General features: G+C 41.9%; 7 protein-coding genes. 3 read left to right on the top strand and 4 right to left on the bottom strand.

Translation table 11 applies throughout. The annotated features are described in order from the left end of the window. The coding region (locus tag KO529_RS23655) for a GIY-YIG nuclease family protein (protein WP_215947132.1) at nt 1-153 on the bottom strand (153 nt) is incomplete at its 3' end. Nucleotides 154-322: 169 nt separating this feature from the next. Next, nucleotides 323-8,764 carry a T9SS type B sorting domain-containing protein gene (locus tag KO529_RS06540; RefSeq protein WP_215947083.1) on the bottom strand — a complete coding sequence of 2,814 codons (8,442 nt, stop codon included), beginning with the start codon at nt 8,762-8,764 and terminating at the stop codon, nt 323-325. Nucleotides 8,765-8,898: 134 nt separating this feature from the next. Here KO529_RS06540 and KO529_RS06535 point away from each other — a divergent pair, with 134 nt between their 5' ends. Continuing rightward, nucleotides 8,899-10,020: a PQQ-dependent sugar dehydrogenase gene (locus KO529_RS06535; protein WP_215947082.1), complete on the top strand. Its 1,122-nt coding sequence runs from the start codon at nt 8,899-8,901 to the stop codon at nt 10,018-10,020. Nucleotides 10,021-10,060: 40 nt separating this feature from the next. Further along, on the top strand, nt 10,061-10,465 hold the full coding sequence (locus KO529_RS06530) for a c-type cytochrome (RefSeq protein WP_215947081.1): 405 nt from the start codon (nt 10,061-10,063) through the stop codon (nt 10,463-10,465). A gap of 1 nt (nt 10,466) precedes the next feature. On the opposite strand, the gene KO529_RS06525 is transcribed toward KO529_RS06530, so the two are convergent. Both KO529_RS06525 and KO529_RS06520 read right to left on the bottom strand, forming a co-directional pair. Continuing rightward, nucleotides 10,467-11,282 carry an N-acetylmuramic acid 6-phosphate etherase gene (locus KO529_RS06525; RefSeq protein WP_215947080.1) on the bottom strand — a complete coding sequence of 272 codons (816 nt, stop codon included), beginning with the start codon at nt 11,280-11,282 and terminating at the stop codon, nt 10,467-10,469. A 292-nt stretch (nt 11,283-11,574) separates the two neighbouring features. Continuing rightward, nucleotides 11,575-12,324 carry a DeoR/GlpR family DNA-binding transcription regulator gene (locus KO529_RS06520; RefSeq protein ID WP_215947079.1) on the bottom strand — a complete coding sequence of 250 codons (750 nt, stop codon included), beginning with the start codon at nt 12,322-12,324 and terminating at the stop codon, nt 11,575-11,577. 258 nt (nt 12,325-12,582) lie between these two features. Between KO529_RS06520 and KO529_RS06515 the strand changes: the two genes are divergently transcribed. Beyond that, nucleotides 12,583-15,492: a SusC/RagA family TonB-linked outer membrane protein gene (locus KO529_RS06515; RefSeq protein ID WP_247097763.1), complete on the top strand. Its 2,910-nt coding sequence runs from the start codon at nt 12,583-12,585 to the stop codon at nt 15,490-15,492. Nucleotides 15,493-15,495: the final 3 nt, after the last annotated feature.

Genomic DNA, 15,495 nt, shown 5'->3' with positions numbered 1-15,495 from the left:
CGAGCGAGATAATACTTCCAATTGCAAAACTAATCTCAAAGGGGTCCCACTCTTGGTAGAAGGAACAATCCCGAGGTTATGTCTTTTCAATCTCTTGTCAATATCCGTAGTCTGACCTACGTAATATCTTGAACGTTTCTCGCTATATAAAATATAAACGCACTGGTACTTTCCTAAAAAATAACTTTAAATAAAAAAATATAGCTGTTTTTTCGGACTGCAAATATAGCATAATCCTTCGAAATAAAAAGTTATGGCACATAAAAAAGGGCACTAATAATTTTAGTGCCCTTTTAATGGAAAAATACAGGTAATAATTTTGTTATCTATACAGGGTGAAATGTCCCATAAACTGTTGTTTATCTTCGTCATTGGCGTTCACCTCATACCAATAATCCCCAGAAGGTACGGCCTTACCATCATAATTACCGTCCCAGCCGGATACTTGGTCCAAAATCGCCACTACCCTACCATATCGGTCATAGATCTTAACTTCTATATTAGGGAAGTAATCCCTGTTGCCAGGATACCATTCATCATTCATGTTATCCCCATTGGGAGTAAAGAAATTGGGGATTACCAACATACCCGTAAATTTAAACGGAATGGTAATGGTAGCCTCGCATCCCATGCGATCCACTACCCTGACCGTAACATTGGCATCTTGGTTGGATAAAAATACATTCACTGCGCCATAAGAATCCCCTTGGAAGAAATATTCGTAATCACCAAAGCCTCCCGTAGCCGTTGCTGTAACCTCGTTTGGACCAGTTTTTATAGCAGTCAAGGTCAATGGTTCATATGCATCCACAGTAAAGTCCACCGAGGTGGCACATCCATTTTCATGATAAATATATACAGTATGATCACCTGCCGCCAAATCTCCAAAAACAGTTTGGGTATTGGCCAAGGTCATATCATCCACATCAAGTGAAAATAGAAGTCTTGACATTAAGCTCGAATCGGTCATTTGAATCCTAACCGTACTGTTTGGGAAAATTCCCTCACATCCATATTCAACAATTGGCTCGGCACTTAGATCAACTCCTATCATGATCGGGACAATCGCGTTTGCCTCACAACCCATGGAATCACGTATGAACACTACATAAGTTTCACCACCCATTAAGTTATCGAAAAACAAGGCATCGTTTCTAACAAAAACTTCGTCCCCTACGGAATTAGGTCCAATAATCTTGGTTTCATAATATTCCACACCGCTTAGGGTATCTACAAAGGGTGTTCCTCCCATCATGGTCAGCTGTGCAGAACCGTCGGAAGCCATAATACAGGTTTCCGGGGTGGTATCCACGTTGGCCACTACCAATTCTTCGGGCTCCGTAATGGTGACTTCCTGTAAAATATTACATCCCAGCTCGTCCTGTACTATTATCTCGTAGGTACCAGGTGGTAAATCCGTAAAAGTGAAAGAATTTGGATTCAATGGATCTTCACCTTCAAAAAATTCACTTAAGGTATCTGAAATAGAGAATCTAATTTTTCCTGTACCGCCGCTGGCTTCAATTATAACCTGACCATTTACATCCCCATAACAACTAACAGGTACCATTTCCAAACGATCCAATATCAATGGGTCTTTCGGAGTTATCAAAATTTCCCCGGAAATAGCGGTACAGCCCAGACTAGTGGCATAAACATAATACGATCCCGGTGGCAAATCCCTAAATATACCAGAACTTTGAGCCCCCCTCACTATATCAGCAGCAACAGGGATTCTGGGAACACCAGGAGTTCCACTATCCAGAATATTGTTTACCAATGTATAAATATAATTTCCAACCCCTCCAAAGGCTTCAGATCGCACAATTCCAGTTGGTTGTCCGGCACATTTAATATTGGCATCTACCAGATCAAGGGCTATAACCAATGGTAAAGCTGGGTCAAGATTAATTTCATTCGACTTCTGTTCTGGACAACCATTGCCATTTTGCACATCAAATTGGTAAGGTCCCGGATTAAGATTTACATTGGGTATAATAATCTCAACCGTAATTACACCAATTCCTCCAAATGAAACGAATGGATCCGTGGTACCAGACCTGCGATAGAAATATTCCATTCCAGCAATTGGATTAGCAATAGTCAATTCCATACGTCCCTCATCCCCACAACCAGGTGCCAAAGTCTCCACTAGATCGGCATCCACAGGAAGTGGATCTTGGATAAAAACTGGTAATGTCGTAAAACTACATCCCCAGCCGTCATAGACAACTATGGTATAATTTCCTGTAGGCAGGTTAGGGAAAACAGGGGATTCCTGTAAACCACTTGTGTTTAAAATATTGCCAGAGGTATCCAACCTATTCAATTGGAACAGATACTCTTCACCATCCCCATTTATATCCTCTCCACCACTTACATTATAAGCTTCAATTATTCCATCATTTGATCCAGGACAGAGCAATGGCTGTACAATTCTTATATCGGCAGCAATGGGCACAGGTGGACTAATGATGAAATCTTCCATCACCACACAGCCTCCAGAGTCACGGATACCAACACGATAGGTGCCACTTATTAAATCACTGAATACATTATTGGTAGAAAAGGAAGTAACGATAAGGTATACCCCCGGAGCTGTCTCCAATTCCAATTGATACTCGTAGCCTCCCCAGCCACCATCACCTGAAACCGTTATTTCACCCCTACCAGGGATAAAACAGGTTACATCTGCGGTTTGAGCTGGTGTAGGATCCAAAGGTCTATCCGGCCCGTGTACCGTGGTTGTATTACTAACGGTATCACAAAATGGACTATCTACTGCCTCTACACGTACCAATAAGTTACCAGCAGGCACTCCTGCAATTATTTCAGGGGTATTAATTGGATTGGCCGTATCAAAACTACCGGTAACTCCTGTGCTCGTCTCCACACCTGAAGCATCACGGGAAAATACTTCATAATTATAAACACCTGTATAATTATTAAGCGCAATACTTATTTCCCCATCAGTTCCGTTAAAACAAGTCACTGGTTTCACCTCATTAACAACAGCCTCTATTAGGTTGTAATCAGGTACATTATACGTAGGAGTAACAAACAAACAGCCGCCATTGGCAATATCCCTCACAGCAAAAATATAGTCTCCAGGAGTATCCAAGTCCCAAATAAGCCTATCCGACCCACCGGTTAAACGTTCTGGCTGGGATCCTAACGGCAATATTTCAACTCCGTAGTTTCCAGGGCCTTGATCTATAATAATCTCAACGGTACTAGCCATTACACCAGATCCAGAAGCATCGCAGGTAATAGGGGTAAGTTCGTTAAAGCTAAAGGTTAGTCCGGAGGGAGGAGCCAAATTTACCGTATCGGTAATTTCGCAACCATTATTATCCCTTATAGTAACAATTATGGTTTGAGGCCCACCATCATCAATAATCTCAAAGGTATTGCTACTCTGGAAATTGGTCCCATCGAATACAGCTGTTCCATCATTGATGCTATAGGTATATGGTCCTGTTCCCGTTAGGGTACCCGTACCATCTCCATTGTCATCCGCATATGCGGTTATTATTGTGGTATTAAAGGTATTGCTGGACGGATTACAGGTAAAGGGAGGAGCTGTTGCCGCCCCCATTAATGCTGTAGGTTCTATAATATTCGCAGGCACTAGTGCTGATTCACACCCTCTGCTGGACACTACCTCAACCTCATAGTTATCAGGAGTTAAATTATCGAAAATAGCATCGGCCTGACTCGTTACCAAAACACCGCCACTATCGTACAAATTATAAACAAAAGGACCGTCCGTAGCGGATGCCGCTACCAAATCCACCGAAATACTGCCGTCAGCACTTCCGAAACACGAAATATCTTCGGTTAGCACGGAATCTATTATTGGTTGATCCACCGTAATAATTTCCACAACCGCGGTATCCTCACATAATGGAGTAGTATTGGAACTCCTATCCGTTACGGTAATAGTGTAATTCCCTGGCACAAGTCCTGTAAAAACAGGATTATTAGCTTGAAAAGTAGTTGGATTTATACCATCGTCCAAGACATAATCAAAATCCCCACTACCTCCCGAAGTCACTACCGTAATGGTACCATCGGCATTATTACAAGAGGGTTCCACTGTTGCACTGGCGGTTATGGAAAAGAAATCAAACACCTCAAAAGTATTGGTAGCAGTACATCCGTTACCATCCCTTACCGTCATGGTATAAGTACCTGGATTGGGAACCGTGAAAAAAGGACTGTCCTGAAATCCACTACCCATATCGTATTGAAAAGTAGTCTCCGGGGCCGGCCCACTGTTTACCGGGCTCGTAACCTCCACATTATATGAGGCCACCACAAAACATTGATTGGTAACATCAATGGTAGGTGCCGCAACTCCTGGATCCTCTAAAATGGTCACCGTAGTGAAAGAACTACAACCACTGGCATCCTGTACATATACATCATAATCTCCCGCAGGCAACTCATAGTCAGTAGTCCCTGAATAAACCCCAACCGGTGTTGTGGTGGGCACCACAGAATATTGGTATGGTCCCGTTCCTCCTACCCCACGTATCACCAAATATCCGTTTGGATCAATACAATTGGCATTGGTATTACTATCAACGTTAATTGAGGGTATATCTTGGGCAATAATTGCCTGCGCACTAGTAGTACAGCCCGATGCTACATCTTCTACCAGCACACGATAGTTGCCAGGAGGCAAGTTTGTTATCTGACCTGTGTAAGGAGTACCCGCAACATAAGCTGGCACTACAATAGTTGTGGCGGGAGCCACAATAGCACCAGTTGTAACATTGATTACTGTAATTTCCAATTGAGTACCGGTATATTCTTCAACTTCATAATTGAATATTCCGTTTCCCGAAACGTCACAGGAGGCTGAAGTCGCAGAAGCTGTTGCGATAAAAGTAAGCAATGGACCACTTACAGGCGGAATTTCCTGCTGATAGGTACAAAGCGTTACCCTATCATAAACTTCAACTGTATAAGCTACTCCGTAGATAATTCCATTTGTTGCATAACTAAAGGTATGGGAAGTAGCTCCAGATGCCATACTAAAAAAGCCTGACGGGTCACCCAACACTCTTATATCATACTCTCCCGAACCACCAGCAATATTAACGGTATAGGTAAAGCCATCCCCAGCAGGATCACAACTTGCTGGCAATGGTGGTGGAACCGGGGTTATTGTTAGCCCTGTATGCCCCAAGGTAACGGCATCCCTATCTTCACAACCGGATGCATCCCTTGTAATTACGGTATATTCCCCTTCAGGTAAATTGGTAAAACTATGGGTGTCACTTGCCGTATTTACAACTGGACCGACCACGTTTCCGTTTACATCCAATAAAGTATAGGTATAAGGAGCTACACCATTGATATTGCCCGTAACATCGATGCTTCCCGTAACCACTCCCGCGGCACAGGTAGCATCATTGGGTACCACTGTGGCATCCACTCCCGGATCTGGAGGTCCTACCGTAAAATCGACATCTATATAACACCCTCTACTGTCCCTAACATAATAAGTGTAGTTTCCTGGCGCAAGGTTCCCATATACGGCCTGATTGGTATAGGTGGAACCATCTGTACTATATTCATATGGTGCAACCCCCACAGTAGTATCCGGTAAAAGTCGTACTACCCCTGTATTGGGATCATCACAACGTGGCTCCGTAACATCAGCCGATGCTGCTATTACATCAGTAGGGCTTATGGTAACCACATTGGTTTCCACCACACATCCATTGCCGTCAGTAATCTGGAACTGGTAAGTACCTGGGCTTGGGGTTGTATATACAAAACTACTTCCCGCAATAGGAGTAGTGAGGCCATATCCCCCTCCATTAATGTTCACCGCATAATTGGCATAGGGTGGATTACCATTACCAATATTTACCCTAATATCCGCATCACCTGCACCGGGTACAAGGCTACAGGTAAGTTCCTTTTGTATACTTACAGTAGAGGTGGTCTGCGGCCTAATATTTCTAACAACATCATCCATACAGTTATTTCCATCCCTAACCTGAACGGTATGGTTGCCAGGGGTAAGACCACTAAAACTTGCACTGGAACCACCGGCCACCCAAGGCCCATTATCTATTCGGTACTCGTAATTCCCATCTCCACCACTTGCATTGACCACCATGGTTGTGGCATTGGAACTATCAAAACAAAAATCCGAAGCTCCAGTATCCTCCACCAAAGTAGGTGCCGTTAGCTGAGTAAAAGTATAACTTGCGGAAGCAGTACAACCACCTCCATCTTCAACAGTTATTGTGTATGGTCCGGAATCATCGGTTAAACCAGTAAAATTATGATTGCTCCTTGGACCAACACTAGTACCGTTTGGTCTTGTAAGGGTATACTGAAATCCGCCCCATCCTCCGGAGGCATTTCCATTAACCGCACCCCTATTGTTGTTCTGGCAACTCATATCTGTCCATATAGGAGATATAGCCAAAGGGGTTGTTGGTTCAGCAATAGTCAGGGTTGCCGTATCAACGCAATTGGTATCTTCATCCGTAACCGTTATGGTATAGGAACCAGCACTTAGTCCACCTACAGAAACTATACTGGAAGTCTGCCCGGTTACAACAGGATTTGCATCTATTTGATACCTATAAGTACCGTTAAATCCGTCCACTATAAAGCGGCCGGCCCCATCGCTATCCCCAAAACAGGTTACATTGGTCAACAACTGACTAGCAACCCCAATAGAACTAATATCGGTTATGGCAAAACTTTCTGTATAATTACAACCGGCAGAATCGGTTACCCTAAAGGTATAACTACCAAGACCTAAGCCGGTGAAGGTATTGGATCCACCATTATTTACACTGGTTGGGGCTATAATTTCATAGGTACTTATGGCCGCACCTCCTGTTACCGCTAAGGAAACGGATGCTGTACCAGTGGCACAATCTATACTGGATATCGTAAAATCGATATCTGTAGGTTTATTCAACGGACTAAAAACAATGGCAGGTAAGGTAGAAACACAACCATTGGCATCCCGTATCTGAGGGGAATAAGTACCTGCGGAAATTCCATTAAAGACCGTATTGTTGAGGATGAAGCCAGATCCAATACTATATTCATATGGTCCTACACCTCCACTAACTCCCGAAAAGGTAATCTGCCCCCCACTTTCATTTAAACAAGTTGGGGTTTGGGTAGCATTGGCATTTCCTAAAATCGTAGAAGGAGTACCGATGGTTCTACTAACCGCTGGAGTGGTACATGAAAAAGTATCTTGCTGATACCTTATTACTACGTTATAATTCCCAGGTGCCAAATTGGAAAAAACATTACTGTTCTGGAAGGTACCTCCATTATTAATACTGTACTCTAGATTATAACCATTACTATTGGTGACATTTACGGTAATGCTTCCGTTGTTGGACCCCCCGCAATTGGCATCCACAGAACTGATATTGTAGACTGGGGGTGGAATATTCTCCACATCTACCGCGGCATTTTTGGTACATCCATTGGCATCCCTTACCACTATATTATAGGTACCGGGACTACTCACCGTATGTGTGGTGGAATTTGCGAAACTCCCCCCGAAGGCACCTCCATTTACGTTATATTGATATGGTCCAGTACCCCCGCTTGCATCAATGGTGATATCTACGGATGTGGCACCACAACCAAAACTATCGGTCGCAAATGCAGTAGCATCTACAGGAACAAGTCCTGCACCTATGGTAATTGGATTACCATTAATAGTACTAATGGTTTGGGTACAACTGCTGCCTGCCTGAACAGATACCGAATAGGTACCGGCCCCAAGATTATTAAAGGTATGTGTGTTGGACCCATTAGGACCAAAGGTGTTCATAGTAACACCGTTTCTAATTAACCTATAGCTGTAAAATCCGGGTACTCCCGAAATGTTGATACTTATGCTACCCTTATCACCACTACAGATGATATCTACCATGGAAACCGCCACACTCATATCCACTGCACTAATGGTTACGGTTTGGGATGGGAAAACACAGGCACTTGGGGAAGCATTCTTTAACCTCGTATACACCTGATAATCACCAGGAGTAAATATATCGAAATATGGATTGTCCTGATAAGGACCTGCTGCAGAATTAAGACTGTATTCGTAGCCAGCAGGTACATTGGTAACCTCTACCCTGCCCGGATTACCACAAATAATATTCTGGGTACTAAGTTGGGGGTTCAATGGGTTTGAAGAAACCCTAAAGTAATAAAAGGCCCCTGACCCCACCCTAACGCGATATTCCCCCGCAACGGAGGGATCACTGGCATCAAGGAAATAAGTTGCACTTGTTACTGCTGGCCCATAACAACTATTATCCTTTACGGGACAGGTGTCGGTTCCTACAAAAACACAGCTAGACGAAAGCTTCTGCCAAGTAATGGTGCCAGATCCGCTTACTGAAATAGTTCTATCATCTCCAGTTCCACATAGGAAAAATTTGGCCAGGGTACTACCATCGTTGGTACAGGTCACCTGTTCATTGGCACCGTTGATGATGGTTGCAAACATCATTGGACTGGAAGTAACATCAATTGCAACCTCTTCGTTGGTATTAATTATGGAACTCGCCAGAAAGTCATTCTCCTGGGCTTGTTCAAGAGCAATCTCTGCCGCATTTATATTTTCGACCGCAGATGAAACATCCGCTATAAGCTCATAAACTATTGAGTTTGCCTTCGAGGCACTAAACACAATGCTTAGCGCTAGCAGAAGTAGGGCATAATAAATATACCGTGGTTTTTTCGGGAGCATAGGTTAAGTAGGTTTTACAAAATATAATTGGACTTGGGGAGGTCTAAGTATATTTTTGGTGTAATAGTTTTGCTTATATTTTATATTTATCTTTAGCGTTCTAAGCTACATTAATAATTATTTAACGTTGAATTATGAAAAATAGTATCTCAATTATATTCATCGCCATAATGTCTTTGAATTTATCCTGCGCACAACAAACTGAAAATGAGGTTAATAACATAGAAAACCCACCATTCACCGCAGAGCTAATAATCGATGAACTACAAATACCTTGGGGATTTACCTTTCTTCCCGATGGCAGTATGCTCATCACGGAAAAGACAGGTCAATTGATCCATTATAAGGATGGCAAAAAAATAGAAGTAAGTAATTCACCAACAGTTTACAACAGAGGTCAAGGCGGTCTTTTAGATGTTGTCCTGCATCCGGATTACGCCAATAATGGATGGATCTATATATCCTATGCATCCGAAGAAGGTGATGATAAGGGTGGAAACACAGCTATTATCAGAGCAAAGTTGAATAACAACAGCCTTACGGACACCCAATTATTATACAAGGCCACTCCCAACACCACCAAAGGTCAGCATTTTGGCTCAAGAATCGCCTTTGATGATAACGGTTATCTATTCTTTTCCATTGGAGAACGTGGAGACCGGGACGTTAATCCCCAGGATATTACCAGGGATGGCGGCAAAATATATCGTTTAAACGCGGACGGAAGTATTCCCTCAGACAATCCTTTTGTAAACACCGAAGGGGCAAAAACTGCTATATATAGTTATGGACATAGAAATCCGCAAGGCTTGGTTAAAAACCCAATGACCGGTGAAATCTGGGATAACGAACATGGCCCACAGGGCGGGGATGAAATAAACATTATTGAAAAAGGAAAGAATTATGGTTGGCCGGTAATTACCTACGGTATCAATTACAGCGGTACCCCCATTACGGACAAGACCGAAATGGAAGGTATGGAACAACCAATACATTACTGGGTTCCTTCCATTGCTCCAAGTGGAATGGCATTTGTAACTTCGGACAAATACCCGGAATGGAAGGGTAATTTATTAATAGGCTCTTTGAAATTTCAATATTTGGAAAGACTGGAACTAAAGGGCAACAAGGTTGTTTATAGGGAGAAATTAATGCCAGACTTGGGACGTGTGCGAGACGTAAGACAAGCCCCGGACGGTTTTATTTATGTAGCAGTGGAAGGCAAGGGAATCTATAAACTGGTACCCAAGAAATAAAACTCCTTAAAATACGTATCACCATCTTAAAAAATAATATATGAAGCTCCTGCTTTTAACCTATATATCATCCATTGTATTATTGACCTTATTTTTGTTCCAGGACAAGGAATTGGAAGAAAGTATCAATAGAGGTGCTGATATTTATTCGGACTTCTGCATAAACTGCCACATGGCGAATGGGGAGGGCGTTGAAAAAACGTTCCCTCCATTGGCCAATTCAGATTTTTTATTAAACAAAAGAGAGGAAAGCATAAGGGGCGTAAAATATGGCCAACAGGGCTATATTTTGGTCAACGGGGTGGCCTATAACAACATTATGCCCCCTATGGGATTGGAAGATGAGGAAATTGCAGATGTAATGAACTATATCCTAAACTCCTGGGGCAATAAAAGCGACTCCATAGTAACCCCGGAAGAGGTTTCTATGAATGTTAATAAATAGTTTAGCCCTTAGTGGCATCTATGGCATTCTTTACAGAACCGTATTTCTTTAATAATTTTTCGGCCTCGGTATAATCAATTTTTAACTCCTCCACTAAATATCGGGTTCCGCGATCTACCAACTTTTCGTTGGTAAGCTGCATATTTACCATTTTATTGCCCTTCACCCTACCAATCCTGATCATTAAGGCCGTGGAAATCATATTGAGCACCAGTTTTTGTGATGTTCCACTTTTCATTCGTGTACTTCCCGTAAGAAATTCCGGCCCCACATTTACTGCAATAGGAATCTCCACGGCTTGGGTCAAGGGAGAACCCGGATTATTGGTAATACATGCCGTCAACAATCCATGCGCCGCCGCCTCCTTTACCCCGCCAATAACATATGGTGTAGTGCCCGATGCCGCTATCCCAACCACAGTATCGTTCTTTGTTATTTCAAAAGCTTCCAAATCCTTCCAAGCCTGAACGGTATCATCCTCGGCATTTTCAACAGCCTTTCTAATCGCTGTATCCCCACCTGCGATCAATCCAATGACATGATCGTGGGACAACCCAAAAGTGGGAGGAATTTCCGAGGCATCCAAAATACCCAATCGGCCGCTGGTTCCCGCGCCTATATAAAATAGCCTGCCACCTTTGTCGAATCTTTCTTTCAGGGCATCCACCAATTTGGTCACTTCCGGGATAACCAAGGCTACTGCATCGGCAATCAACTGGTCCTCCTTATTCATATTAGTAAGGATTGTTGCGGTATCCATCAATTCCAGGTCATTATATCTTGATGGCAATTCGGTTATCTTTTTATAATCTTGCATATTTTATGGTTGGTATTTAATTTAAATAGAATTTTATATCGATTAGGTTAAGAGATTCCACTAAATAGGATTCGTTATGTCAGCTATTTCAAAAATCAAGCTTTTACTTCTATTATTCTTATGGAATTATTTTATTAATTGAACTAACATCTGTTTTACAAATCAAAGTATACTACTGGAATAATGGCAAACTTAGGAAATTTTAGTTTTTCACATTGTCCTAATCCAGCAGCGGTTATTAAAAAAGTAGAGTCAATTTAAAAAATTACACTGTAGTAACATATAAATAGCGCTATAGCAAGTTTATTTTAACTTCCCTAAAATCCTTTAATTTATCATCCTCTGGTTCCAGTTCGGTAATTAAAACATCTATAGTGTCCAAATCACATATTTTAAACCGCTGTGTGGAATATAATTTCTCGGAAATTGACGGGGCCACAATTTTTTTGGAAGCATTTATCATAGCTTTTTTTATTTGTACAATATCCCAATCAAAGTCGGTTACTCCATTTTTCACATCGATGGAGTTGATGCCTAAAAAGCAGATATCCACCTTTATGTCATTTAACATGTTTATGGCACAACCCCCAATGGCAATTTGGGAGTCCTTGGATAATTTTCCACCTACCAATATCACTTCTACATCCGATTTGGCCATTAATTGAACAGCAACCGGTAAACTAGGTGTAAAACAGGTAATTTTTAAATTGGGTGGAATCATCCGGGCAATTTCCATATTGGTGGTTCCTCCACTTAATAGTATAACCTGTCCATTCTTTATCAAGGTTATTGCCTTTCTGGCAATCTGGGACTTATTCTCAAGAGCGTAGATCTCCTGATTTTCCACATGGTAATTGTTGAACCCTAAAGAAATGGCACCGCCATGCACCTTCTTTAATTTCTTGGCAGCACTGAGCTCCTTGATATCACGGCGTATGGTGTCTACCGAAACACTCAAAAGTTCGGCAACATCCGTATACAAGACCCTATTATGGATTCTAACCTCGTTTAAGATTACTTGTTGTCTCTCGGCTTTCAACATAAAATCATCATATTAACAGAATATGGTCAATATTAGCAAAAAACGGCAAACAATCCGCATTCAGCTAATTATTATAATAATTAATGCAATATATTGCAAATTATTGCAAATGTTGCAGTTTTTTGCATATTTTTGAAAACATCAATTATTCAATTTCTAATTTAATTTACTAAAAATTAACTCTAAAAGCCGATGAAAAAATTTCAAACAATTAGGGGAAAGTTACCAAGCCATTTATTCTTATGGCTACTGCTGGTAATGAGTACAAACGTATTTGGGCAACAGTCCCCAATTACAATCAGCGGAAACATTACTGAAAGTGGTTCCGGAATTCCCGTAGCAGGGGCTTCTGTATTTATTGCAAATACCTCTTTTGGTGCTGTTTCGGATTTCGATGGAAACTACAGCTTTAAAGCTGCCCTGGAAAACGGAGAATACGTCCTTACCGCAAGCTATCTTGGATTTAGCACTCAAAAAATATCCTTCACTGCTTCGGGCGGAGATATCACACAGGATATTGTTCTTGCGGAAGACCTTCTAAGCCTGGACGAAGTGGTGGTCACCGGTACAGGGACAGGAGCCAATAAAAGATCCTTAGGAAACGCCATATCCTCAGTAAAATCGGAAGATTTGACCAATAACGGTGCTACCCAGGTAGACCAGGCCATTGCCGGGAAAGTTTCTGGCGCCTTAGTATCACAAAATTCTGGAGATCCTGCAGGTGGTATCAGCATAAGACTTAGAGGTCCTAGCACTATTGCCGGTAGTTCTGACCCACTTTATATTGTAGATGGGATCATTATTAGCAACTCTAGTAACGAACTGATAGATTTGGGTGGTAACTCCCAGAACAGGCTGGCCGACCTAAACCCCAACGATATTGAAAAAATAGAAATAATAAAAGGTGCAGCGGCAGCGGCAATCTACGGATCCAGGGCCAGTAACGGGGTTGTTCAAATTTTCACAAAAAAGGGAAAGAGTGGCGAACCCAAGTTTACCTTTATGACGAATACCAAGCTTAACGAGCTTAGAAAAAAAATCGATTACAATACAGTTCCCCTAGCTTGGGAAGTAGCCACTGACAGAAACAATTTGGCTACCGTTGCAGCAGAGCGATATGATTTACAGGATGTTATATTCGACACCGGTTTCGGCTTGGAGAATTACTTTTCGGTAAATGGAGGAAATGAGAAGACTTCCTATTTCCTTTCGGCCTCACATTTGGATAATGAAGGTATTGTAAAGAATACCGACTTTAAACGTTATGGATTTAAAGCCAATATTACCCAAAAGGCATTTGATTGGTTGGATATTACAGGAGGCTTCAACTACGTGAGAAGTATAAGTAACGACGTTCCCAATGGAGGGATCAATTCTGCTTATGGATCCATTACAGGGTTCTTGTTCAGCGATAATTCTATAGATCCCACCCCTGATGCTTCAGGAGTTTACCCAGTAACCTCTCCTTTAGTAGCTAGGACCAACCCTTTAGAGGCTGTAGACCGATTTGATTTTGGACAAAAAACCAATCGTTTCATTACCAGCATTGCCTTGGATGGAAAATTTAACGAACACCTTTCGGCAAAATATACCTTGGGAATGGATTATTACAACCAATCCGCATTTGCTTTTATCCCTATTAATAACACCTCTACACTTCCTGACGGATTTGCCAGAAGATCTGATTTAAACAGTTTTCAATACAATAGCGATCTTAATATAACCTATAGGACCGATATTTCAGATAGTGTAAACTCCATTACAACAGCAGGAGGTTCTTGGCAATACGAAGAGAGGGATAGGGTTGGAATAAGTGCAACCGGACTTCCTCCCGTAGTGCAAACTGCCACAGGAGGTAGTTTATTGGAGCAAGGCGAGACTAGATCCCAAATATCATATTGGGGAGCCTTTCTACAACAGTCCTTTTCCTTTATGGACAAATTTTATATAAACGGAGCAGTAAGAATGGACGGAGCTTCAACCTTTGGCAAGGATGAACGCAATCAACTTTATTTCAAGGCCAGTGCCTCCTATGTTCTATCCGATGAGGATTTTTGGAAAGATGCCTTTTCAGACACTTTTAACTCCTTCAAATTAAGGACCTCATGGGGACAGGCCGGTAACCTTACAGCATTGGGTGCCTTTGATAGATTTTCTGTATATTCTCCTTCTGCCATTGGTGGTGCGGTAAGCCTTATACCATCTACCGCTCAAGGAAATGAAAACCTAAAACCAGAAAGACAGGATGAAATTGAATTAGGTTTTGACGCCGGTTTTATTAACAACAGGTTAGGCTTGGAATTCTCATACTACCATCAAAAGGTAACAGATCTATTGCTACCAAGGGTATTGGCTCCATCAACCGGTTTCAGCTCTAGATTCGAAAACGTAGGAAACCTGGAGAATAAAGGGATCGAAATACTGCTTAGGGCCGCACCTATAAAAAATGAAAATTTTTCATGGGACGTAACCGCCTCTTTCTCCAAAAACAAGAATGAGGTTACCAATGTCGCCGGAGGTGGCCGACTAACCCTAGATGGAAGTTTCTCTACCAACTATGTTATAGAAGGTGAATCGTTGGGTGTCTTTTACAGAGAATTTTATGCTAGAAACGAAGATGGCAGCATCGCCTTGGACGCAGATGGATATCCATACAGGGGAACTACAGAGGATGGTGAATCATCCAAAGTATTGGGAGACCCAAATCCAGATTGGTTCGGATCCTTGATCAACGAAGTTTCCTATAAGAATTTCTCTTTAAGAGTACAATTTGATGCCGTTCAGGGTTACGAAGTATTCAACTGGAACCGTAGGCTATTGGACAATGTTTTATTTGGCGGTGGATATAATGTAGGTCAAGAATTGTTGGGGAACCTTCCCAAGGGTTACGGAGGAGCACAGGCAAATATATTTGAAGAGTTTGTGGAAGATGGATCTTTCGTTAAATTAAGGGAAGTAAGCCTTAGCTATAACTTTGCACCTAAATGGGATTTTATAGACAACGTAGCATTGAGTTTGGTAGGTAGAAACCTGGTTTCATGGGACAATTATTCCGGATGGGATCCTGAAGTAAGTGCCGCTGGGCAAAGCAATGGGGTAAGAGGATTTGATTTTGCTACAGTTCCAATCCCAAAAACCTATCAATTTGGAATAAATGTTAGTTTCTAAACT

It is taken from the genome of Arenibacter algicola (genome assembly GCF_018860365.1).
GTDB lineage: Bacteria > Bacteroidota > Bacteroidia > Flavobacteriales > Flavobacteriaceae > Arenibacter > Arenibacter algicola_B.
Note: the sequence above shows the minus strand (reverse complement) of the source record. Positions and strands in the feature narration are given on the sequence as shown.

Coding starts and splice junctions, on each gene's coding strand:
- KO529_RS06540 (WP_215947083.1), bottom strand. CDS start 8,764: ATGCTCCCGAAAAAACCACGGTATATTTATTATGCCCTACTTCTGCTA.
- KO529_RS06535 (WP_215947082.1), top strand. CDS start 8,899: ATGAAAAATAGTATCTCAATTATATTCATCGCCATAATGTCTTTGAAT.
- KO529_RS06530 (WP_215947081.1), top strand. CDS start 10,061: ATGAAGCTCCTGCTTTTAACCTATATATCATCCATTGTATTATTGACC.
- KO529_RS06525 (WP_215947080.1), bottom strand. CDS start 11,282: ATGCAAGATTATAAAAAGATAACCGAATTGCCATCAAGATATAATGAC.
- KO529_RS06520 (WP_215947079.1), bottom strand. CDS start 12,324: ATGTTGAAAGCCGAGAGACAACAAGTAATCTTAAACGAGGTTAGAATC.
- KO529_RS06515 (WP_247097763.1), top strand. CDS start 12,583: ATGAGTACAAACGTATTTGGGCAACAGTCCCCAATTACAATCAGCGGA.